Here is a 22512-nt window from a genome sequence, read left to right as displayed (position 1 = left end):
CGTGATGACAGATTACGCAAACCTTCATGGCCTGCAAGTCGCAGCTACTTTGCAGTCGTTTATCGAAGAAGAAGTCCTACCCGGTACCACCATAGACGCAAATACTTTCTGGAGCGGGTTTTCCGAATTAATCCAGGAATTGGCGCCCGTCAACCGCACCCTGTTGGCTGAACGTGACCGCCTGCAGCTCGAACTGGACAGCTGGCACAAAGCCAACCCTGGGCCGATTGCTGACATGCAGGCGTACCGAGCGTTCCTGACCTCCATTGGCTATCTGCAACCACAGCCCGTTGAGGTAAAAGCCAGCACTTCCAAGGTCGACAGCGAAATTAGCCAACAGGCCGGGCCACAGTTGGTGGTGCCTGCCATGAATGCGCGATACGCCTTGAATGCTGCCAATGCACGTTGGGGCTCATTGTATGACGCCCTGTATGGCAGCGACGTGATTAGCGGCGACAACGGTGCAGAGGCTGGAACCAGCTATAACCCCGTGCGTGGGGCCAAAGTGGTGGCCTATGCCAAAGCCTTTCTGGATGAAGCTCTGCCATTGGAATTAGGCTCGCACGCCGACGCCGCTTCATACCGCATCGAAGGTGCTGCATTGTCTGTAACGCTCAAAGATAATCAGTCAACTACACTGCGTCAGCCAGAAAAACTGGTCGGCTATCAAGGTGAAGCAGCCGCGCCAACAACGATCGTTCTAAAGAACAATGGATTGCACATCGAAATCCAGATTGATCCGGACAGTCCAATTGGTCGAAACGATTCTGCATCGGTGAAAGACCTGGTGGTCGAGTCGGCACTGTCGACGATCATCGACTGCGAAGACTCTGTCACCGCCGTCGATGCCGAAGACAAGGTGCTGGTTTACCGCAATTGGTTGGGTTTGATGAAGGGCGACCTGTTCGAGGATCTGGAGAAGAACGGTAAGCGTGTGACGCGTCGACTCAACCCGGATCGTGAATACACCGGTACCGATGGAGCTCCAGTTAAGCTGCACGGTCGCGCCCTGTTGCTCATTCGCAACGTCGGCCACCTAATGACCAGTTCGGCCATACTGGACGATAGCGGAAGGGAAATCCCCGAAGGTATTCTCGACGGCGTCGTCACCAGCTTGATCGCGCTGCATGATTTAAAGCGCCAAGGTAACTCGCGCACCGGCAGCATTTACATCGTCAAACCGAAAATGCACGGGCCAGCGGAAGTCGCATTCGCCGAACGCTTGTTCAGCTGTATCGAAGACCTGCTGCGGCTTGAGCGCCACACGCTGAAGATGGGCATCATGGACGAGGAGCGTCGCACGAGCGTCAATCTCAAAGCCTGCATTGCCGCGGCTGCGGCACGGGTAGCATTCATCAATACAGGCTTTCTCGACCGAACCGGCGACGAAATCCATACCGCTATGGAAGCCGGCGCCATGCTGCGCAAAGGCGAGATGAAAAGTACCGCTTGGATTCAGGCCTATGAGCGCAACAACGTGCTAGTGGGCTTGAATTGTGGGCTGCGCGGAAGAGCCCAGATCGGCAAGGGCATGTGGGCCATGCCCGACATGATGGCTGCCATGGTAGAGCAAAAAATCGCGCACCCAAAGGCGGGTGCTAATACTGCATGGGTACCCTCCCCCACGGCGGCGACTTTGCACGCATTGCACTACCACAAGGTCGACGTAGCGGCGATTCAACAAGAGCTGGAGGGGATTGACCAGGCAGCCGTCAGCAACGACCTGCTCGATGCCCTGCTGACCGTGCCGGTAGCCGTTGACGCCAAATGGACGGCGGAGCAGATCCGCGAAGAAGTCGAAAACAATGCCCAAGGTTTACTCGGATATGTGGTTCGTTGGGTGGAGCAAGGTGTGGGCTGCTCCAAGGTGCTGGACATTCATGATGTCGGCTTGATGGAAGACCGCGCCACTCTGCGCATATCCAGTCAGCATTTAGCTAACTGGCTGCGTCATGGGGTGGTAGACCAGCAACAGACGCTGGAAATACTTCAGCAAATGGCTCGCGTGGTGGATCAACAGAACGCGGGAGATCCAATCTATCGTCAGATGGCGACAGACTTCGATAACTCTGTGGCCTTCCAGGCAGCGTGTGCTCTGGTGTTTGAAGGCGCCAACCAACCGAGTGGATATACCGAGCCACTTCTCCATCGGTTCCGCGCCAAGTTCAAACGACAAAGTGAATCGGTATAGGCGGGCACTCTTAAAGTTGAAATAACTTGCAGAGACACCCCTTTAAAGCTGAGCGCTGTGTAGAGTACCTTCACCTCCAAGTCACCAGCGTGGCCAACACTGCCAGGCTGGTTGCACTTGCGCGCAACACGCCATGCCTGGCGCCCCCCCAAAAAAAAGCATGCGCGCGGGCCTAAATAACTAAATCAGAGCAGCGGGGGCAACGAGCGAACCGGGCCTGCAATCGGTCACTCAACTATCCGCGGGGAAACATTCTACCGATTACAGCCATCCATAAAAACATCGCCAATAATTCGTACTATCAAAATCAATCCCTCCACCAAAACCAACCTATAATTTCAATGTATGATTTTATATGATGGAGAGAGAGATCTCATGATCAATCTTTGTTATTGCTTTCATCGAAATCAATGCATCACCTGCACCCTATTGTCACTACTCTAGTGCCACTTCTGCGGCGACATCCTGTAAGATTTATAGTCCTAGGGTACACACGATAATAGTGACCCGGTCAAAATGGTTGCTTCAAGCCCCTAAATTAAAATCTGGCACATTAGCGATTTAAACTGGAGTATCACTAGGCACATTCGATATTTTGTGCTGCTTTCGGAATCTAAGCCATAGTTGATCCAGCGAACTCCGTGCGTCACATCACAATGATTAGACCGTTAAAAGAGAAACCGTAATGGAACGAGCCGACACTTCATTTCCAGACATCGCCGCCTTCGTTGGTGTCGCGCAGACCGGCAGCTTCACCCGAGCCGCTGAAAATCTCTCAACAAGCAAATCCAACGTCGGAAAGGCAGTTCAGCGCCTTGAGGTAAGGCTTGGTACCAAGCTTTTCCAGCGCACCACTCGCGCCGTACGCCTAACGGAAGACGGAGAGACCTATCTGAATGCTGCCATTGCTGCGCTGGATGGACTCCGAGACGCGGCCCGTGAGCTGGCAGCACGAAAAGATGAACCTATAGGGCGTGTTCGATTGGACATTCCATCCGGTTTCCGTCAATTGTTTCTTCCAACCATATCTGAGCTTCGTCAAAGGTACCCACAGGTAACGCTGGAATTGTCCATGACGGATAGGATGTCGGATGCTGTTGGTGAAGGATGGGATATCGTCGTTCGAGCTGGTGAATTACCGCAAGACAGCGAGATGACCGTCCGCAGGCTATGCAATATTACGCTCAGCCTTTACGCATCTCCCGACTACCTGACCCGTCACACGCCGATAGAGTCAGCAGCTGATCTGGTCAATCATGAGGCAATAATTTTTCGCGGCTTTAGTGGCCGATTACGACCTTGGTCGATTGCAGAAAATGGCCATATTCGGGAGTTTTCTCCGTCACCGGTTTTGATTGTATCGGATGGGCAAGCAGTGATTGATGCTACCGTCGTTGGGCTAGGTATTGCCCAGATCTACGACAAAGTGGCTCAACCCTACGTAGATTGCGGGAAACTTGTGCGCGTACTTACTGCGGTAGATTCACTTGGCCCTCCTGTCCATGCTCTCATTCCCTTAGGTAACCGGATGCCAGCAAAGACGCGGGCGGTACTGAATTACCTTGCGGATCGCCTGCGTTAGCTTGAACTCATTTCTGCAACCTTGGGATTGGCAGCCCTCATTACCCCTTAAAGACTAACCGAAAACGTAAAAAGCTCTCGGAGCAGAAGGAAGGCTTCTACTGCGAGAGCTTGAGAGCTCAAAGGTATTTCCCAGGTCAGCATCAACGCGGGCAACCTACCCAACTATTAAGCCGTCTCGCTAACACCATCATCAGCAACAGCGCGATTTTTACTCAGTAGTCCCAGCACTACAGCAGCGGAAGCTAACGTGATGATGGTCAGGATGTGCAACAAATACTGGAACGCCGAGGCATAACCTTGTACCAGACGCTCGTTAGCCAGACCTGGGACGGTGTTGATTGCGTGCACCATGTCGCCAGTAGTCACGCGGTGCGCTGTTTCTGCAATCAGCGCAGCATCGGCACTGCCAGCGACCACTTGCACCGCTTCAGACAGATTGGAATGCAACAATGAAGCAAGCGTTGCGGCAACACTCGCCAGCGCGATGCCTTCACCTGCCACACGGACAGTGTTGAAGATACCGGCAGCCATACCTGCACGTTCTTTCGGCACGACGCTGACCGAGAGACCATCCATTAAACCCCACGGCAGGCCTGCACCGATACCGATCAATAGCATTGGGACAACAAGGCCAAACTTCGGCTCGCCAACGTTGTACAGGCTCAACCAGTGCAGACCAATTGCAGCAATTAGGAAACCCACACCCGACAGGACACCGGCCGAGATAAAACGGGTCATGGAAGCAGCCAACATCGGCACCACAAGCATTGGCGCGGAAAGCGCCAGCAACAGCAAGCCCGCATCGATTTCACTCAGGCCTTCTACACCAATAAATCGTAGAGGCAACATTACTACCAGCACGATGTAGCAGTAGCAGGTACCGATCGGCAGTATTTGCACACCGATAAAACGCGGGAAACGAAACAGCGTCAAATCCAACATCGGGCGCTTAACGCGCATTTCGATCATCACAAACGCGACCAACAATATCGCCGACGCAGCCAACAGACCAACTACCAATGGGCTACCCCAACCGCTGTCTGGCGCCTGGATTACACCGAAGGTGAACAGTGCTAGAACTGCGCTGAAAGTGATGGTGCCAGGCCAGTCCAACCCCATCGCACCAGGATCACGGGTTTCACGCATGCGCGGCAGGCCAAAGACCATAGCTATAACACCAATCAACGCGGTAAAGACGAAGATCGCGCGCCAGCTAAAGGCTTCGATCAGCACACCCGCAACCAATGGGCCGAAGGCAAGACCAATACCAAAGGTTGTCCCCAACATACTGAACGCACGAGTTCGGGCATGCCCCTCAAACTCTTGCGCTAATGCAGCAGAACCACTGGCCAAAGCCGCAGCACCGGCAACACCTTGGATTGCCCGTAGGATGTCAAGCCAGAACACGGAAGGTGCCATGCTTTGTGCCACGGATGCGGCAGTAAATAGCATCATACCAATAGTGAAGAGACGCTTACGTCCATAAACGTCAGCCAAAGCACCTGCTGCCATCAGCAAACTGCCAAACGACAGCATGAATGAGTTGGTGATCCAGGTGAGAGCAACGGGGCTGCCCCCTAAATCTCGGCCGATGGCGGGCGTAGCAACAGCCCCTCCTGTAAAGCTCAATGGTAATACGAGTGCGGAAAGACAAATTGCTGCAAGAATGAGCAGTTTGTCTCTCGCCTTAGCGTCGCGATCTATTGATGTCATGATTTCACCGTTAGTGGGGTGGAGAGAGCTGCATGTACAGCATTTGAAGATCCGCACACGGGCGGGCGGCTGGCGGTCAAAGCCAGCCGTGCTGTCGTTCTTAGTTCTTCACTTTCCCGATTCCCTATGGGCATTGGCACGATACGAGCGACTGTTCGAGGCAGGTATCTGCTAGATGGTTGATCGCGGACTTTTTGAAACAGAAACACGTCCTACGATTGGGAGCAATTGTTACTTAAGGGAAGAAGCCAATAAACTCACCTTCGTGAGACACTTCGTCGCTCGGAGAGATACAATATTCCATCGCGCAAATATCTATCATTCACCCAATCTTGCTGACGAAATAATCACCACCTCTGTGAAGATTTCCCTGTGAACTAACCAGGACACAAAAAAAGCTCTCCATCACCCCAAGCGCTCCGCCTTTAAAATTCTAGTGTTTAAAACTCACTGTGTGTCGCCAGATGCAACCACAAACATCCCGCTCACACTTATATAAAAAGCACAACAGCGCACTGTCTCCCATAACGCTACACAGTGTCTCCGCCGGCTGGTTTATTAATCGCCATCTAGCGACTAGGTTGGTATTCGACTCAAGTAGCAATAGTCATTAATGACCATGCTTCATTCAATTCTGGTCACTTTGCATACACTCAAGATGAGGTATCAAGATGAATAGAAAGGCTTTGATTGTTGGAGTAACCGGCATTATCGGAAACAACCTGTCGCGACACCTGCTGGATAACGACTGGGAAGTCTTCGGGATTGCCCGCAAACCCGATGGCGTTGTCGATGGGGTCAAGCACATCGCTGCTGACCTGCTCGACGCATCGGATGTGAAGGCTGCTTTGGAGGGTGTTAATCCTACCCATGTGTTTTACACAAGCTGGAAACGCCATGAGACAGAGGCGGAAAACATCAAGGTTAACGGCTTAATGATTCGCAACCTGCTGAACGCCTTGCGAGGAAGCGAAACAGTGGAACATGTGGCCCTGGTGACAGGTCTGAAACACTTCCTTGGGCCATTCGAGGTGTATGGCAAAGGCGTAAACATCACCACGCCCTTCCGCGAAATCATGACCCGTCTCGACATTGAGAACTTCTACTATGAGCAGGAGGATGAACTGTTTGCCGCCGCTGAGCGCGAAAGGTTCACATGGACGGTTCACCGGCCGCACACCGTCATTGGCTACGCTCTCGGCAACGTAATGAACATGGGCATGACGCTCGCAACGTATGGGGCAATTTGCAAAGAAACCGGAAGACCGTTCATTTTCCCGGGCAGCAAGTCGCAATGGAGTGGTTTGACGGATGTCACCGACGCTCGCCTGCTCGCGGAACATCTTGAGTGGGCCGCGATCACCCCTGACGCTCACAACAAGCCATTGCACGTGGTCAATGGCGATACCTTCCGGTGGAGTTGGATGTGGGGGCGCATCGCAGAATGGTTCGACCTCGAAGCCGTGCCATTCGATGGCAACGGCATCTTGTTGGAAACCCAGTTGGCAGACGGTCATCAGGTATGGGGCGACATCGCTCGCAAGCATCAACTGGTGGAGGGTAAATTTGACCGCATGGCATCGCCTTGGCACACCGACGCCGACCTTGGCCGAACTTTTGAGTGCCTGACCGACATGTCTCACACTCGCGAGTTGGGCTTCACCGGATACAAAACCACCGATAAGGTGTTCTTCGATCTGTTCAACCGCCTACGCAACGAGCGCATTATTCCTTAACCCCACATAAACAAAAAAGCGTGCCCAAGGGCATGCTTTTTTTACAGCAGGGGCTGCAGTTGTCAGTGCAATTTTGGATCGCTTGATCGCGACAGGCTGATTTACCTCTGCGTGACCTCCTGAGATTTCACAGGCGAAGCATTACCCCAACCGCCTCCCAACGCGCGAATTAGGTTCACGGTTGCCGCAGCCTGTGCACCTTGCAACTGCACCGCTGCTCGACGAGATTGCAAAGCCGTACGTTCGGCGTCGATAACCGAGAGGTAGATGACATCACCTTCGGTGTACTGAGCTCGCGCTACTTTAGCGGCTCGGCCGGAAGCATCCACCGCTCGTGACTGAGTCTGGATTTGCTCTTCCAGCACGCGTAGATCAGAGAGGCTATCCTCCACCTCACGGAACGCCACCAACACCTGCTGCCGATAATTGGCTACATCTTCCTCATACTCGGCCCGTGCTTTGGCCAGGTTGCCCTCGCGCAGACCGCCATCGAAAATCGGCAGGTTCAGCGCCGTCCCGGCCAATGGGCCTAGCAGAAAGGTACGGCTGCTCCAGTGGAACAGATTACTCAGCGAGCCTGATTCGAAGCCAGCGTTGCCTGTCAGCGTCAACGACGGGAAGAAGGCAGCTTTTGCTACACCAATCCGCGAGTTGGCCGCTGCCATGGAGCGTTCAGCCGCAGCGATGTCCGGACGACGTTCTAACAGCGACGACGGCAATCCTGCAGGGATTCTGAGGTTAACCGGCTGCAATGGATTGGCCGCCATCGAGAACTCTGCCGGGGTCTTACCCATCAACACGGCAAGGCTGTGCTCAGAGGCAGCGCGCAAGCGCTTCACCGTCATGGCATCAGAACGTGCAGTCGCCAACTCGGATTCCGCCCGGGCGACGTCCAACTCGCTGATATCCCCAAACGAGTATTGCTGATGCACTAACTTCAGCGCTTGTTCCCGCAACTCGATCGCATGGGTGTATACCTCGATTTCTGCGTCCAGCTCACGCAACGCGAAATAGTTCTGCGCGACATCCGCCTGCAAGGCCAACAACACCGAGTGGTACAAGGCTTCGCTGCGTTGTGTTTCCGCGTCAGCCGCATCGACTTTGGAGGCCACGCGACCAAACAAATCGACTTCGTAGGACACACCGGCCTGGGCACGCCACATCGTTTGGCTGGCCCCTTGCCCACTATCCGACTGGAATTGCGAGGCTGGGGAAACTCTCTGTCGGGTCGGGCCGAAACCTGCGTCCACGGCTGGGAACAAAGCAGAACGAGCCGATTGATTAAGTGCCCTCGCCTCCTTCAACCGGGCAGCCGCAGCGACCAGGTTTTGGTTGGCATCCTGAGCCTGGCTTTCCAGGTGATTCAGGGCTTTGTCATTGAACACTCGCCACCACTCGCCCCTTGCGAACTCTTCCGACGGTTCAGCGGTTTTCCAGCTGCCTGCCTCTGAAGGCGTCAATGGAGACTGAGCCTTCTCCTCCTTGTAAACCTGAGGTGCCGACACTTCAGGTTCCTCGTAGATCGGTGCTAGTGAACAGCCCGCTGTCACCAACATCGTAGCCACCCACATTGACCCCAAAAGCATCCGATTCATTGCAAACACTTTCATGTCGTTCTCCTTACTTCAGGAACGCGGCTTTAGGCACGCGAGCTGACGTTTGAGTGTGATGACCATCATTCGAGTGGGACGTGTGATCTTGGCTGATGTCGAAACTGGAATTGAGATCAGCACCCAGGTGTGGGTGTTTACCGTGCTTATCTACCAGGTGCTCTACCCCAGACAGCTTGCGCAGCAACACATAGAACACAGGGGTCAACATGAGTCCGAACAGGGTCACGCCGAGCATGCCGAAGAACACCGCGATACCCATTGCTTGACGCATCTCTGATCCAGCCCCGGTGGAGAACACCAGTGGTACTACGCCCATGATGAATGCGATAGACGTCATCAGAATTGGGCGCAGCCGCAGGCGACTTGCTTCGATGGCAGCTTGCACAATGGTGCGGCCCTGCATTTCCAGTTCACGGGCGAATTCGACGATCAAGATCGCGTTCTTCGCTGACAACCCCACCAGCACCATCAAACCGATCTGGGTGAAGATATTGTTATCGCCATTGGTCAGCCACACACCTACCAGAGCAGAGAGAATGCTCATCGGTACGATCAGTATGATTGCCATCGGCAAGGTGAGGCTTTCGTACAGCGCAGCCAGTACCAGGAACACCAACAGCACGCTGATCGGGAAGACCCACAGTGCTGCATTGCCTGCCAACACCTGCTGATACGTCAAGTCAGTCCACTCGTACCTGATCCCGCGTGGAAACACTTCTTTGGCAATGCGGTCGACTGCAGCCTGGGCCTGTCCGGACGAGTAACCTGGTGCTGGGCCACCGTTGATGTCGGCGGCGGTGTAGCCGTTGTAACGTACAACCATTTCCGGCCCGTAGGTGGTGGTCACTTTAATCAGCGACGACAGCGGCACCATTTCACCCTTGTCGTTGCGAGTTTTCAGCACGCCAATATTTTCTGCGGTAGCACGGAACGGGGCATCGGCTTGCGCACGAACCTGATACACACGGCCGAAGGCGTTGAAGTCGTTGACGTACATCGAGCCCAGGTAGATCTGCAGCGTGTCGAATACATCTGTCACCGACACACCCAGCTGCTTGGCTTTGATCCGATCCAACTCAACGTTGAGCTGTGGCATGTTGATCTGAAATGTAGAGAATGCTGGGCCCAGTTCAGGAGCCTTTGCCGCTGCGGCTAGGAAGTCTTGGGTCGCCTTGTTCAGCGCCTCGTAGCCCAGAGCACCACGGTCTTCGATCATCAGTTTGAAACCGCCGACGGTTCCAAGCCCCGCCACTGGCGGTGGTGGGAATACGGCAATCGCGGCGTCCTTGATCCCGGAATATTTGGCATTCAACTGCGCAACAATGGCCGAGGCCGATTCCTCTTTGGAGCGGTACTTGGAAGGCTCAAGCACAGGGAATACCAGCGCACTGCTCGGGGAGTTGGCCAGGCTGACCGACAACCCTGGGAACTGCGGCAGGTTCTTGACCCCTGGAATGGCCAGGGCGATATCACCCATTTCACGGACGACTTTCTCGGTGCGATCGAGGGTGGCGCCGCTTGGCAGCTGTGCGATGGCGACCACGTAGTCTTTGTCCTGCGCTGGCACAAAACCGCCAGGAACAATTTTTCCCATCCAAACCGCGCCGCCGAGCAAGACGCCGTAGATCACCAGCATGACCAGTTTGCGGTTGACCACGCGGCGAACGCCATGGCCATAGCTTTCCGAACCTCGGTTGAAGACACGGTTGAAAACTTTGAAGAAGCCGCCGAACAATGCGTCCATGATCCGCGTCAAACGGTCTTTCGGCTCGTCATGTCCTTTAAGCAAAATGGCAGAAAGGGCTGGCGACAAGGTCAGCGAGTTGAACGCCGAGATCACGGTCGAGATCGCAATGGTCATCGCGAACTGTTGATAGAACTGACCGGTCAGGCCTGACATGAATGCCAGAGGTACGAATACTGCAACGAGTGTCAGCGCGATTGCGATGATCGGCCCACTGACTTCCTGCATGGCCTTGTAGGTCGCGTCGCGAGGCGTCAGTCCGTCAGCAATGTTCCGCTCGACGTTTTCCACTACCACAATGGCGTCGTCCACGACGATACCGATCGCCAACACCATGCCGAACAGAGACAACGCGTTGATGGTGTAGCCAAACCCCAGCAATAACGCAAACGTACCAATGATCGACACCGGCACAGCCAGCAACGGAATCAGCGAGGCGCGCCAGGTTTGTAGGAACAGGATGACCACCAGCACCACTAGGGCAATCGCCTCAAGCAGTGTCTGGATCACCGCGTGGATGCTGTCACGCACGAATTGGGTCGGGTCGTACTTGATGCCGTAATCGACACCGTCAGGCATGTCCTGCTTGATCTCTTCCATGACTTTGCGAACGTCATCCGAGATCTGCAACGAGTTGGCGTTAGGCTGCTGGAAGATGATCATCTGCACGGCAGGCTTGTTGTCGAGCAGCGCACGCAGGGTGTACTCGGAAGCCGCCATTTCAACGCGAGCGACATCCGCGAGGCGAGTGATCGCACCACCAGAGGACTTTAGAATGATGTCGCGAAATTCCTGCTCGGTTTTCAAACGGCCCTGGGCGTTGACGCTCAGTTGCATCGGAACGTCGGTCAGCATTGGAGCACCACCGACAATACCGGCCGCTACCTGCACGTTCTGCTCACGAATGGCTTTCACCACATCGAGGGCGGTCATGTTCAGGCGCGCGACTTTTTGCGGATCGAGCCAGATCCTCATCGAGTAATCGCCAGCGCCCCACATCACGACTTCACCAACCCCTGGAATTCGCGCCAGGCGATCCTTGACGTTGATCAGGGCGTAATTGCGCAGGTAGGTCAGGTCGTAACGCTGATTAGGCGACAGGATGCTCACGCCCATGGTCAGGGTCGGCGATGACTTGACTGTGGTCACGCCCAAGCGCTGCACATCTTCGGGCAAGCGCGGCAAGGCCTGAGCAACGCGGTTCTGCACGAACTGCTGCGCCTTGTCTGGGTCGGTGCCGAGCTTGAAGGTCACCGTGGTGGTCAACTTGCCATCGCTGTTGGCCAGCGACTGCATGTAGAGCATGTTTTCTACGCCGTTGATCTGTTCCTCGATCGGCGACGCGACTGTTTCAGCGATGACTTTCGGGTTGGCGCCAGGGTATTCAGCGCGCACCACGACCGAGGGCGGTACCACTTCAGGGTATTCGGCGGTAGGCAGTTTGGTCAGCGCAATAAGCCCCGCCAACACGACCACTACCGACAACACTCCCGCGAAAATCGGCCGGTCAATAAAGAATTTAGAGATATTCATACCGATCTTCTCTCGTTAAGCCGAAGGCTTTGCAGCGCGGCCGATGTTCGCCATCTCAACGATGTTGGCATGTACGGTGTCGTTAGGCCGTACACGTTGCACACCGCTGACGACCACACGATCACCTGCTTTTAATCCGGAGGTGATAATGCGCAGTCCCTCGTGCAGGTTGCCCAGCGTGACTTCGCGGTACTCGACAACATCACCGTGGCCAACCAACAGGACGAATTTTTTCGCCTGGTCAGTCCCTATTGCCGAGTCATTTACGAGCACAGCGTCAGTCGGCTTACCGCCACCAACCTTGATACGTGCGTATAGTCCTGGCATGAGAGCGCCATTGACGTTATCGATACGCGCACGAACTCGAATGGTTCCCGATTGTGTGTCGAGTTGGTTATCGATCGAATCGACCACGCCCGTGCGCGAATAGCCGGTTTCGTCAGCCAAGCCAAGTGATACTGGGGCAGGCTTGGTGGAAGCCTGATTCAGGTAGCGCAGATAGGTCTGTTCATCGACATCGAACGAAGCGTAGATTGGCGAAATCGATACCAAGCTGGTCAGCACAGGTGCAGCTATGCCCGCCGAAACAACGTTGCCCGCGGTCAGCTCTGCGCGAGAAACACGACCCGAGATGGGTGCCGTGATTTCGGTGTACGAGAGATTGACCTTCGCAGCGTCGAGTGCGGCCTTCGCGACCTTCACGTTGGCAATAGCTTCGCGCGAGGCATTTTGCTTTTCATCAAAATCGCGCTTTGAGATGGCGTTCGAATCGATCAGTCGCGCTGCACGAGCGGCATCGGTCGCAGTGTAAACAGCGCGGGATTCAGCAGCAGCCAATTGACCCGCCGCACGATCCACTTCCGCCAAGTAAGGGCGCTGATCAATGGTGAACAAACGATCACCTTTATTGACCAGAGCACCGTCTTTGAAATGCACAGCGACAATGGTGCCTGGAACCAGTGGACGAATGTCTACCTTGCCCACCGCCTCCAGGCGACCGGAGTAGTTCTGCCATTCGCTTACCTGCCTGAAGACGACGGTAGCGACGTCGACTTCTGCTTTATGGATTGCCGGCGCCTCAGTCGCATGAGCCGACTGAACCGGAAAAAAATGATCGCCATACTTCACGGCGATCCCGGCAGTGCCGGCCACTAAGAGCGCACTCAACGCAACGGAAAGACGTTTGTGATGGGCGATCATTTTTTTCTCCTACTTAGTAAAATTTCGTTAGAAAGGTAGTGATCGAAAAACTGCTCAGTTCTCCTGCTGCACTTCAAAAAGCCAACTGCACATATTTCTGGAGTAAAAACTATCTACCCGGAGCCTGACTAAGCGATATAACCTTCAAAAAAAGTAACTTGCTTCACGGCATTATCCCTGCCGACAGTGCTCCTATGTATTCGTCTACAACACCGTTTTCGCATAACGCATTATTAAGCTTGTGAACATAATCGGCATTCGTACCCATCGGCCCGGATGCGCCAGCAATGTGTTGACTAACTAGCTCAACACTCGCATCCTTCTCATATAATGGATGATCCGGCTCAGCTACAAATACAAGCGCCATTGTTTCAGTGCCATCATCCAGCGATAAAAGTGCCCAAACCGGACGATATGCGCCTGTGGGCATTTCACGTACCCAAAGCAATATTAATTCTTCCTGTGCGACCTGTTCAGTCAGTCGGAATGCTATGCCCTGAGTAGAGCCTCCTGGCTCTAGTGCTAACATGCGTCCCGGGGCTTCTACGGTGGCTCGTCCCGCAATTATTCGCATGCAAAAACTTCTGTGCCAACCATGTAACGTTGCGCGTTGTTGGCCCGCAAAGTTTAGAAGTGGATTCCAGAGTAATGAGCCGTAACCAAAGATCCACAAATCTCCACAAGTGGGTCGAATCGCTAGCGTTTCCTCCATGGATCGCTCGATCTGCTCTAGCGTCCACATGATTTCTCTTGGCACTTCACAAAAGTTTTCAAGGTAAGCACCGGAGGTAATTTGGTGTTTCGTCAACATCGCCACTGCCTCAGATTCTGCGCCAATTCTAGGAATCGATCCGGTTCAGCTTCCTTCCTGGAGCGCATAACGTGCGGCAGCCCAGATGCGAACCTTGTCGGCAGCCCAGTAAAAATCTGCCCATGGATAAATACTGCCGCAAGGCTACACTCCGATAAATAACGCGAATTTCTACTGTTAGTAGCTATAGAGGAGACAATCCATCGAGCAGATACCGCTTTCGCCGCACCTCGACAAAACAAGGGCCCGCTACTCCTTGTGTCATAGATAAATCGGAAGCATGACAGAGCTCTCAAATTTTTTACTCGTATTTTGAGCAATAAAAACTCGATTTTTTTCGAACACGGGAGGAGTAAATCGATTTGTAGCTCTTCTAACTATCATTGTCGAGTGTATGGTATTACTATCGCACACAACTGAGACTCAGCAACTGCCACCAGTCGCTCCCATGAGCAACTGGTGGAAGTCTGAGTTAGGCTTAGGATGTTTTCGTGCTACACACATTCACACTCAATACATGAAATACACCAGCATAAAACTCAATTTAGACCACCGGCAGGGGTGCCATCCATTTCCGTGACGAGATCGTCATTCGGATCGACAACAAAGCTATTGAAGTTAATTCGCCTCGCCATACCACTGCTTAACATGTCCATAAAACCAGCCAACTCTGGGTGATCAAAGTGCGCACGCATTTGACTTTCTGACTTCCAGTAACCGCTGACAATCCAAGAGTTTTTAGTCGCACGATTATCGGTCACTGCATAACCAACACACTCTGTACTGCTAAGCAGTGCATGGACTATCTGCGGGAGCTTCATGCAGACCTCACCCACCCATCCTGGGGCGGCATCTATTTCGACGGTATTGATTGCTGAAATTAACATCTTCAACCCTCCTACATGAGCTGCCAGAATTATGACTCCCGGCCAAACTCTCATAAATAACGCCGCAGTTATTTCACAGTTGCCACTGAAGCGACAATGCATTCCTGATGATTCGACAGCATCAAGCAATCTTCGTGTGGCCGCCCTCTACCGCTGCCAAGAGCACGGACAACAAAACCTCCAATAAAGCAGGTGTATAGCTGCGCTCCCTCGAGACCCAGAGCTTCTGAGAAAGCAATTCGACCGCGATATTTTCCCCCAGCGAGCTATCCTTTTATGTCCAACAACGTGTAATGAGAGCCCCATCTATGAAGCTCTATTTCACTCCCGAAGCCTGTTCAATGGCCCCCCATATCGTTCTGCGCGAGTTGAACCTGCCGTTTGAGTTAATCCAGGTTAACCACGCTACTAAGACCACCTCTGCGGGAGAGGATTACTGGAGCATCAATCCTCATGGATACATCGCAGCCTTGAAGCTCGATAATGGCGAGGTATTGACGGAAGGTTCGACCATTCTCGAATTTCTCGCCGACCTCAAACCAGAAGCAGGCTTGGCCCCCCCGATTGAAAGCTGGCAACGAGTGCGTCTGCGTGAGTGGCTGAGCTTCCTTTCATGCGAGCTGAACTGCGCGATGAGTCCCCTCTTCCGGGACATCCCGCAACAGGTGCGCGATCAAATCTTCACTCGCCTCTTCAGACGTATTGACTCGCTCAATGAAACGCTAAGCCAGCAGCCGTACTTACTAGGTGAGACGTTCTCCGTGGCGGATGCGTACCTCTACACGTTGTTAAGATGGCTCGCCTGGTTCTCGATAGATCTGGGGCGTTGGCCGGCTTTGGTGTCCTACCAAGAGCGTATCGGCACCCGACCTAGCGCTCAGGCTGCATTGGCTGCGGAGTTGAATGGGAAAAACCCGCGAACGCATTAAGTTCTCTCGTAGCGAACAGCAAATAAATGCCAGCATTTTTCCATCCGTGCCAGTGGCCGAACGATAGGTGCACACGCAACTCAGGTAGCGGCGCCTCCGCAAAGACCGGATGGGGATGGGGAGCAAAAGGCTTGACATGTAGAGGGTTGTTTTCACCCTCTGCACGTCAGACGCGACCTCAACGTTCAGCTGCCGAAGCGCGATCGCTTCGTGCATCAAGTCCATGGCCCATTAACGGACGCTTGAGAACGCCGCTCGTACTTCATCAACGAAAATCGCAGGCTGTTCAAAAGCTGCGAAATGGCCGCCCTTCGCCGTCCTGTTCCAGTAAATCAGATTGCTGTAAGCCTGTTCAGCCCACGCCTTCGGCGGCGTATAGATCTCTCCCGGAAACACCGATACGGCAACGGGCAGATCGAGTGGAACTGCACTGAAGTTAAGACCCGGATGCTCGGCGTACATACGCGCCGACGATGCACCGCTGTTAGTCAACCAATACAACATGATGTTGTCCAGAATCTGATCGTAGGAGAAAACACTCTCCGCTTGACCACCACTGTCGCTCCAAGATGCGAGCTTCTCGTAGATCCACGCAGCTTGGCCCACAGGGGAGTCCGCCAGAGAAAAGCCGATGGTTTCTGGACGAGTTGTCTGCAGGTCGTGGTAAGCGATACCGTCCGAGGCAAACAGCACGCACTGGTCGAGTACCTCTTGCTCTTCGGAACTCAACTCCGCTGGCAAATTGGCAGGGAGGATGAACGGCAGGTTCACATGAATAGCCGCCAAACCATCAAGCTTCTGGCGCCCCATCTCGGTCGTTACCACACTCCCCCAATCGCCACCTTGAGCAACATAGCGAGGGTAGCCAAGGCGCTGCATCAGTTCGTGCCAGGCGTTGCCGATGCGGGTGCGGTTCCACCCTTTACAAGTGGGCTTGTCGCTGAAACCGTATCCAGGAATCGACGGCAGAACCACATGGAAAGCGTCTTTCGCTTCCCCACCATGTGCAGTCGGATTAACCAACGGATCAATGGTATCGAGGAACTCGACTATAGAACCCGGCCAGCCGTGGGTCATGATCAACGGCAGGGCGTTTTCATGTGGAGATTTGATGTGCAAGAAGTGGATGCCCAAACCGTCTATTTCGGTTTTGAACTGTGGGTAGCTGTTCAAGCGATCTTCCAGTCGACGCCAGTCGTACTGGGTGCGCCAGTACTCAACCAAATCTTGTACTTTGGACAGTTGCGCACCTTGGGATTGGTCGGCAACGGTTTCTCGATCCGGCCAGCGAGTTCCATTCAGACGCCGCATCAACTCATCGAGTTCGACCTGTGGGATCTCAATTCTAAAGGGCGTCAATTGAGTGCTATCGGACATCGTGCATACCTCTGTGTCATCGTTTCATCGACAACCGTTTTGCTGTCGATTCAGTCGAGATCACTTTGCCTGTGCCGGTGGAAAGAATAAGCCCACCGGAAAGCAACGCTCTGTCGCAACAAAGGATACAAACGCCTATACGAGGCTCACACAATCAACAGAGGCTGCCACAGCAATACTCTCAAAGATGGACAGTAAAGAATCCGAACCTGCTAAGCAGGAGCGCTTCATTATTTCCACTGGGCCGGTCATGAATGATCGCCCATGTCCTGCGCAGTCCAAAGTTCCCTAGAAAATGCCGCGGGCACTGCGAGTCGTTCGACCTAACGTCTGACTTCAACCTTGTAGAAGAGGTTTTCTATCATCAGGCGACGCCGATCGGAAATGACCGCTCCCTTAATTTGACTCGCCAATCGCACATAAAACTTGCACTCTCGCTGATTGGCTAGATCAGAGATGGGACGTTCTGCTTGAAGAGAATCCTCATATTCCCGAGTGGTGTTTACCATCAATGCGGAGAAATTGTGGAGCGCTTCGGCGTCAGACTTGCGCGCCTGCTCGGTGGCAAGCGGGAAACCTTCGTTTGCGGATTAATGGCTACCCCAGGTGTTCAATTAGGCTAGTGCAAAACAGGGCTCCACAAGAAGCCAGCATTTACGTTCAGCTTCGGCGTATCACCTCCCCCCCCCAAAAAGGTCTTACGTGGCCCTGCATCGCTGCACAAAAAGGGCCCTCTCGGGCCCTTTTGTACTCAAACCAAAATCACTTGGTCAGCCAGGACTCGACAGTGTCAGAGCCATGTTCTGCTTTCCACTCTTTCAGAGTCTTGTGGTTGCCGCCTTTGGTTTCGACGACTTCGCCTGTATGCGGGTTCTTGTAGACCTTCACCTGGCGTGGCTTACGGCTGCCGGGTTTGGACTCGACGGTTGGAGCGCGACGACCAACCTTCGGATCAAGCAAGTTGATCACGTTCGGCAGGCTGTAGCCGTACTCGGCAAGCAGAGCGCGCAGCTTGGTTTCAAATTCGATTTCTTTCTTGAGGCCAGCGTCGCCTTTCAGCGCCTCTAGAGCTTGGAGTTGCTCGGCCAGGTGTTTTTCGAGCTGACGGAATTCTGCGAGTTTGGACATTGGAGAATCTCAAGGTGATTAGTTGCCTAACAGTACACCAATATAAACAGTTAAATCAGGAGTTTTGGCAGACTTCCGTTACTGCCTGCCGAAGTAAAAAGGACGCCTGTTGAGTGACCTCTTGGCTACGCGTCGTGTCGTAAACGCTGCTAAAGCTCAAACGATCCCGAGCAATAGTCGTCAGCAAGGGCGAAGGCTCAAGAGGCCAAGGCCGCGCTTGGGGAGCGTGGCCTGGTGTGCTGGGATGGTGGAGGGTACGCCCTCAACAAATATCAGGTCGCGTATGCTCCTTTTGCGTACTCCTGATTAATCTGCACTTTAGGCTTTGTTGCTAAAAAAACCGCAGTCCAAAGCTGCTCAGCTAACCACTGTGCTTCACTTCGGCTGAGACTCCAGCCAACCCAACCAAAACACATTAAGACGTATTGGCCATCTAGTCTGATCTGAAAATCATATATAGGCTCTTCACCGCCCTCAAACTCCACCACCGGCTCGGGATCAAGCAAGGCCCCTTTCATTAGGAAATTTCCACCAGTCATCACAACTTGAAGCAGATCAGATGTCTCCTGTGATCCAAACGACTCATGGCGCTCAATGAGAAAAGTCCAATGGTCGTGAGTTGTCTGGATATTAGACTTATCCTGCTTTGGGTGATTCTGATCAAACGAGTTAATTACTGCCTTGATTAGACCAGACGCTACATCATAAGCTTGCCGTGTGGTGAAGCATGCTTTGAAGTCGTCTAGGACTACACGAATGATTCGAGACGGGGTGAGTTTGACTGTCGCACGAAAATGCTCATCGGTTCCCGGAAAGGTGAAAATTTCGGTGGCCTTGAAGGTGAGGCGGGATTTCAAACGGTCGTGGTTGCTCATGGCATTCTCGAAAGATTGGCTTACTAAATCAAATTCGGCTCGATCCCGAAGAATTTTAACAATGTCAAAAATTTATTTAGTGGGTTAGCCTTCGGAGTAACCCGCCGCCCAGACTGATATAGATGCTTAAAAGAGTCGTAACGCTCTGGCTCCATCATCTCCTGACGCATTCCCCAATCTGGATTGGTCGGCACACTGGCCAAGCGCAGTGTTGCCCTACTCCTTCTGAGTGGCGACCGGCTCCGAGATCGAGGGAAGGTCTTCGGTGCACTCGCCTTTTTGACAGAGGGTGACGAAGAGAACTTCAGCCTTGCTGTATTTAAAAATCAGGTCGGTAATGCGATACGCCGCCTCCACGGCAGCTATTGTCATCAGCCGGACATCGTCGGTTGGGTTGCTGTCCGCTGCCTCTCCCTATGCGTTCACCAATTTGAGTATCTGCTCGAGTGCATGGAGCTCCGAATCAGTAAGGAGTTGTTGGCGCTGATGGGTCATTTGCTTTAGTCACTGCCAGCGGAGCGGTTGCCAGCAGTGCTGAGGCCCTTGCGTTTGGAATTGGAAGTCTAAAGGCAGTCAGTCATCTGACCAAGGATCGAATTTATCCCCGTACTTGGCGCGTAAGGCTCGATGGCGGTTGATCCGCCAGATCCATGGATCGTAGTCCTCGGGTAATGCGGCCAGTTTGTCGCTGATGATCATTTGCACCGCGTCGTCGCGCAAAAGCTGACTAGTCATCTCGCGGTATTCACCAAGCGTAGTCAAACCATAAATGGCGTGATTTTCTTTCACGTAAAGGTCGGTCATACCCACGCGCATATGGCCGTAGTCGGCTACGTCGCCGGGATAGATATCCTCCAAGCTGAGATGTCCCATATCGGTATGCGTCCGGGCATCACGTCTTGCGTGATTAAACCGGCTGCCACTTATGCGGAAGTAACTGCTCGATTTCGCTCGCCCGCTGCGTCGGCAGGCGCGTGAGAACATCCTTTAGATAGGCGTATGGGTCATGACCATTCAGTCGCGCAGACTGGATCAAACTCATGATCGCCGCAGCCCGTTTTCCGCTGCGTAGAGACCCGGCGAAGAGCCAGTTCTTGCGCCCAAGAGCCCATGGCCGGATCTGGTTCTCTGCCCAATTATTATCAATGGGTACAGCGCCGTCATCGAGGTAGCGCGACAGCGCTGCCCAGCGTTTCAGGCTGTAATCGAGTGCTCTGCTGATAGCCGAACCTTCGGGCACAAGATCACGCTGGGCGATCATCCAGGCATGCAGCCTATCCATCACGGGGACGGCTTTTTCTTGCCGTATTCGGCATCGTAAATCCGGCTCCAGGTCGCGCACTTCGCTCTCGATTTCGTACAGCAACTGGATGTAACGCAGGGCCTGCTCGGCGAGCTGGCTTTTATTCGTGGCGTGCAGTTCGAAGAACTTGCGCCGCGCATGGGCCATGCAGCCGATTTCGGTAACACCAAGTTCAAAACTGGCTTTGTAGCCGCCAAAATCATCGCAGACCAACTTACCTTTCCAGCCTTGCAGGAAGTTGCGAGCATGCTCACCGGCGCGGCTGGGGCTGAAGTCGTAGACGACAGCGGCGGTTTCGCAAAACTGGCTAGTGGCGTACGCCCAAACATAAGATCGGTGGGTTTTCTTCGAGCCCGGAGCGAGCATTTGCACGGGTGTTTCATCCGCGTGCACGACCTGCTGTCCGATCACTACGTCACGCAGGGCATCGACCAAGGGCTGCAACTGCACGCCCGTAACGCCCACCCATTGAGCCAAAGTCGAGCGTGGAATCGCCAAGCCTGCGCGACCAAAAATCGATTCCTGACGGTAAAGCGGAAGATGATCAGCGAACTTCGCGATCATGACGTAGGCAAGTAACCCGGCAGTCGGGATGCCCTTGTCGATGACCTGCGCCGGTACGGGTGCCTGGATCAGCGTTTCGCAGTCATCGCAAACCCACTTGCCACGAACATGGCGTTCAACGGTAAACACGCCCGGCGTGTAGTCCAGCTTTTCGCTGACATCTTCACCGATGCGCTTGAGTGCGCAGCCGCATGGGCAGTGGGTGTTGTCCGGTTCGTGGTGGATCAACGTGCGTGGGAATTCTGCCGGCAATGCCGTGCGCTTGGGCTTTTGCTTTTTCTCGGTCGCCGCTGGCGCTATTTGCAAGGCTTGAAGCTCGGCCTCAATCGCCGCGATATCGGTATCGATCAGGTCATCAAGCAGGCTGGCCTGCTCAGGATTCATCTGCTCGCTGCGCTTGGCAAACTTCAAACGCTTGAGTTGTGCGATCTCGTGGGTCAGCTTCTCGATCACCGTTTGATCGCGGTTGATCTTCTTGCCCATGGTTTCGACCGTCTTGCCCATGGTCTCGACTTGCGACAGCAACTGCGCAGCGAATGCACGCAGTTGGTCGGGAGTCATTTGATCGAGATTGGGCGAGAAAGTCATGCCGTGGATTTTACCAAAGCAGATCGCTTGCGGCAGTAGGCCAAGGCGCTAATTACAGCTTCTTAAAGCAGTGTGATTGCACCGCCAGCTCCAACACGTTGCCAAGGTAGGCCGAGCACCAAGGCCTGAAGTTGTTCGGTATCCAACTGCATTTCGCTGCCTGGTCGAATTCCTGGCCAGTGAAACTTGCCTTGGTTCAAGCGACGTGCAGCCAGCCAAACGCCAATTCCATCGTGTACCAGCACTTTCATCCGAGTCGCGCGGCGATTGGCAAACAGATAGGCACAGTGCGGCTTCGCCGCACCAAACACCGCGATCACCCTGGCCAGCGCCGTTTCAGTGCCGGCGCGCATATCCATGGGCTCGGTGGCGAGCCAGATGGCGTCGATGCGGATCATCGCACCAGGTCTCGAAGGAAAGCGGCGCAGGCAGCAGCACTATCGGCTGGCCAATTCACTTTGACAGTGCCGCGTGGGTGCAGAATCTCAACGCTGATATTCGATGAAGATACGTGCGCCGTTGTTTGCATAGGCAATGGGATGAATGCAGGTGGCAGCGCCGTGCTTTTCTGCGCGTGCAACCGAATCCATTTGTGGACGAGGTTTGCGTTAAGGCTGTGGCTGAGCGCGATACTGGCAATCGAAGCGCCGGGCTGGGCGCACTCTTGAATGACCTGGGCCTTGAAGGATTTGGAATAGGAACGGCGTGTTGGCTGCATGAAATACCCGCTTAAAAG

Annotated in this window: 17 protein-coding genes; 4 read left to right on the top strand and 13 right to left on the bottom strand. The window is 53.9% G+C overall.

All coding sequences use genetic code 11. The features are described from left to right. The first annotated feature begins 4 nt into the window (after positions 1-4). Together AC3IP0_RS13725 and AC3IP0_RS13720 are read left to right on the top strand one after the other, a co-directional pair. The gene (locus AC3IP0_RS13725) at positions 5-2191 is read left to right on the top strand and encodes a malate synthase G (protein ID WP_489327686.1); all 2187 of its coding nucleotides are present in this window, start codon (positions 5-7) and stop codon (positions 2189-2191) included. Between the two features lie 685 nt (positions 2192-2876). After that, positions 2877-3773 (top strand): LysR family transcriptional regulator, encoded by an 897-nt coding sequence (locus AC3IP0_RS13720; RefSeq protein WP_489327684.1) that lies wholly within the window; start codon positions 2877-2879, stop codon positions 3771-3773. Positions 3774-3940: 167 nt separating this feature from the next. On the opposite strand, the gene AC3IP0_RS13715 is transcribed toward AC3IP0_RS13720, so the two are convergent. Continuing rightward, positions 3941-5488, bottom strand: coding sequence for an MFS transporter (locus AC3IP0_RS13715; protein WP_489327683.1), 1548 nt, complete (start codon positions 5486-5488; stop codon positions 3941-3943). Between the two features lie 671 nt (positions 5489-6159). On the opposite strand from AC3IP0_RS13715, the gene AC3IP0_RS13710 reads away from it, so the two are divergent. Further along, a complete protein-coding gene (locus tag AC3IP0_RS13710) occupies positions 6160-7224 on the top strand; it encodes an SDR family oxidoreductase (protein ID WP_489327682.1) in 1065 nt (354 codons plus the stop codon). Between the two features lie 101 nt (positions 7225-7325). Here AC3IP0_RS13710 and AC3IP0_RS13705 read toward each other — a convergent pair whose 3' ends face one another. The 5 genes from AC3IP0_RS13705 to AC3IP0_RS13685 form a co-directional block, all read right to left on the bottom strand. Next, the gene (locus AC3IP0_RS13705; protein ID WP_489327681.1) at positions 7326-8834 is read right to left on the bottom strand and encodes an efflux transporter outer membrane subunit; all 1509 of its coding nucleotides are present in this window, start codon (positions 8832-8834) and stop codon (positions 7326-7328) included. A gap of 10 nt (positions 8835-8844) precedes the next feature. Beyond that, positions 8845-12114, bottom strand: a complete 3270-nt coding sequence (locus AC3IP0_RS13700; RefSeq protein WP_489327679.1) for an efflux RND transporter permease subunit — start codon at positions 12112-12114, stop codon at positions 8845-8847. Positions 12115-12129: 15 nt separating this feature from the next. Continuing rightward, positions 12130-13314: an efflux RND transporter periplasmic adaptor subunit gene (locus AC3IP0_RS13695; RefSeq protein WP_489327677.1), complete on the bottom strand. Its 1185-nt coding sequence runs from the start codon at positions 13312-13314 to the stop codon at positions 12130-12132. A gap of 163 nt (positions 13315-13477) precedes the next feature. Further along, positions 13478-14125 carry a gamma-glutamylcyclotransferase gene (locus AC3IP0_RS13690; protein WP_489327675.1) on the bottom strand — a complete coding sequence of 216 codons (648 nt, stop codon included), beginning with the start codon at positions 14123-14125 and terminating at the stop codon, positions 13478-13480. Positions 14126-14664: 539 nt separating this feature from the next. Further along, positions 14665-15012, bottom strand: coding sequence for an antibiotic biosynthesis monooxygenase (locus AC3IP0_RS13685; RefSeq protein WP_489327673.1), 348 nt, complete (start codon positions 15010-15012; stop codon positions 14665-14667). Positions 15013-15320: 308 nt separating this feature from the next. Here AC3IP0_RS13685 and AC3IP0_RS13680 point away from each other — a divergent pair, with 308 nt between their 5' ends. Then, on the top strand, positions 15321-15941 hold the full coding sequence (locus AC3IP0_RS13680) for a glutathione binding-like protein (protein WP_489327671.1): 621 nt from the start codon (positions 15321-15323) through the stop codon (positions 15939-15941). A gap of 231 nt (positions 15942-16172) precedes the next feature. Here the strand turns inward: AC3IP0_RS13680 and AC3IP0_RS13675 are convergent, their stop codons facing one another. The 7 genes from AC3IP0_RS13675 to tnpA form a co-directional block, all read right to left on the bottom strand. Continuing rightward, complete coding sequence (locus AC3IP0_RS13675) at positions 16173-17318, bottom strand: epoxide hydrolase family protein (RefSeq protein ID WP_489327669.1); 1146 nt, start codon at positions 17316-17318, stop codon at positions 16173-16175. A 762-nt stretch (positions 17319-18080) separates the two neighbouring features. Beyond that, complete coding sequence (locus AC3IP0_RS13670) at positions 18081-18446, bottom strand: histone-like nucleoid-structuring protein, MvaT/MvaU family (RefSeq protein ID WP_489327668.1); 366 nt, start codon at positions 18444-18446, stop codon at positions 18081-18083. A 272-nt stretch (positions 18447-18718) separates the two neighbouring features. Then, a complete protein-coding gene (locus tag AC3IP0_RS13665; protein ID WP_489327666.1) occupies positions 18719-19321 on the bottom strand; it encodes a hypothetical protein in 603 nt (200 codons plus the stop codon). 573 nt (positions 19322-19894) lie between these two features. Then, positions 19895-20179 (bottom strand): hypothetical protein, encoded by a 285-nt coding sequence (locus AC3IP0_RS13660; protein WP_489327665.1) that lies wholly within the window; start codon positions 20177-20179, stop codon positions 19895-19897. 49 nt (positions 20180-20228) lie between these two features. Beyond that, positions 20229-21776 carry an IS66 family transposase gene (tnpC, locus tag AC3IP0_RS13655; protein WP_489327034.1) on the bottom strand — a complete coding sequence of 516 codons (1548 nt, stop codon included), beginning with the start codon at positions 21774-21776 and terminating at the stop codon, positions 20229-20231. Positions 21777-21838: 62 nt separating this feature from the next. Continuing rightward, positions 21839-22174 (bottom strand): IS66 family insertion sequence element accessory protein TnpB, encoded by a 336-nt coding sequence (tnpB, locus tag AC3IP0_RS13650; RefSeq protein WP_489327032.1) that lies wholly within the window; start codon positions 22172-22174, stop codon positions 21839-21841. Next, positions 22171-22494, bottom strand: a complete 324-nt coding sequence (gene tnpA, locus AC3IP0_RS13645; RefSeq protein WP_489327031.1) for an IS66-like element accessory protein TnpA — start codon at positions 22492-22494, stop codon at positions 22171-22173. The genes tnpB and tnpA overlap by 4 nt, the downstream gene beginning before the upstream one ends. Positions 22495-22512: the final 18 nt, after the last annotated feature.

This window comes from Pseudomonas sp. GL_103 (assembly GCF_057835175.1).
This window is presented reverse-complemented; position numbering and strand designations above follow the sequence as displayed.

What these genes read in the sequence shown, in the direction of transcription:
- tnpC (WP_489327034.1), bottom strand. Translation starts at nt 21,776, where the DNA reads ATGACTTTCTCGCCCAATCTCGATCAAATGACTCCCGACCAACTGCGT.
- AC3IP0_RS13690 (WP_489327675.1), bottom strand. Translation starts at nt 14,125, where the DNA reads ATGTTGACGAAACACCAAATTACCTCCGGTGCTTACCTTGAAAACTTT.
- AC3IP0_RS13685 (WP_489327673.1), bottom strand. Translation starts at nt 15,012, where the DNA reads ATGTTAATTTCAGCAATCAATACCGTCGAAATAGATGCCGCCCCAGGA.
- AC3IP0_RS13700 (WP_489327679.1), bottom strand. Translation starts at nt 12,114, where the DNA reads ATGAATATCTCTAAATTCTTTATTGACCGGCCGATTTTCGCGGGAGTG.
- AC3IP0_RS13720 (WP_489327684.1), top strand. Translation starts at nt 2,877, where the DNA reads ATGGAACGAGCCGACACTTCATTTCCAGACATCGCCGCCTTCGTTGGT.
- tnpB (WP_489327032.1), bottom strand. Translation starts at nt 22,174, where the DNA reads ATGATCCGCATCGACGCCATCTGGCTCGCCACCGAGCCCATGGATATG.
- AC3IP0_RS13670 (WP_489327668.1), bottom strand. Translation starts at nt 18,446, where the DNA reads ATGTCCAAACTCGCAGAATTCCGTCAGCTCGAAAAACACCTGGCCGAG.
- AC3IP0_RS13710 (WP_489327682.1), top strand. Translation starts at nt 6,160, where the DNA reads ATGAATAGAAAGGCTTTGATTGTTGGAGTAACCGGCATTATCGGAAAC.
- AC3IP0_RS13675 (WP_489327669.1), bottom strand. Translation starts at nt 17,318, where the DNA reads ATGTCCGATAGCACTCAATTGACGCCCTTTAGAATTGAGATCCCACAG.
- AC3IP0_RS13715 (WP_489327683.1), bottom strand. Translation starts at nt 5,488, where the DNA reads ATGACATCAATAGATCGCGACGCTAAGGCGAGAGACAAACTGCTCATT.
- tnpA (WP_489327031.1), bottom strand. Translation starts at nt 22,494, where the DNA reads ATGCAGCCAACACGCCGTTCCTATTCCAAATCCTTCAAGGCCCAGGTC.
- AC3IP0_RS13680 (WP_489327671.1), top strand. Translation starts at nt 15,321, where the DNA reads ATGAAGCTCTATTTCACTCCCGAAGCCTGTTCAATGGCCCCCCATATC.
- AC3IP0_RS13695 (WP_489327677.1), bottom strand. Translation starts at nt 13,314, where the DNA reads ATGATCGCCCATCACAAACGTCTTTCCGTTGCGTTGAGTGCGCTCTTA.
- AC3IP0_RS13725 (WP_489327686.1), top strand. Translation starts at nt 5, where the DNA reads ATGACAGATTACGCAAACCTTCATGGCCTGCAAGTCGCAGCTACTTTG.
- AC3IP0_RS13705 (WP_489327681.1), bottom strand. Translation starts at nt 8,834, where the DNA reads ATGAAAGTGTTTGCAATGAATCGGATGCTTTTGGGGTCAATGTGGGTG.
- AC3IP0_RS13665 (WP_489327666.1), bottom strand. Translation starts at nt 19,321, where the DNA reads ATGAGCAACCACGACCGTTTGAAATCCCGCCTCACCTTCAAGGCCACC.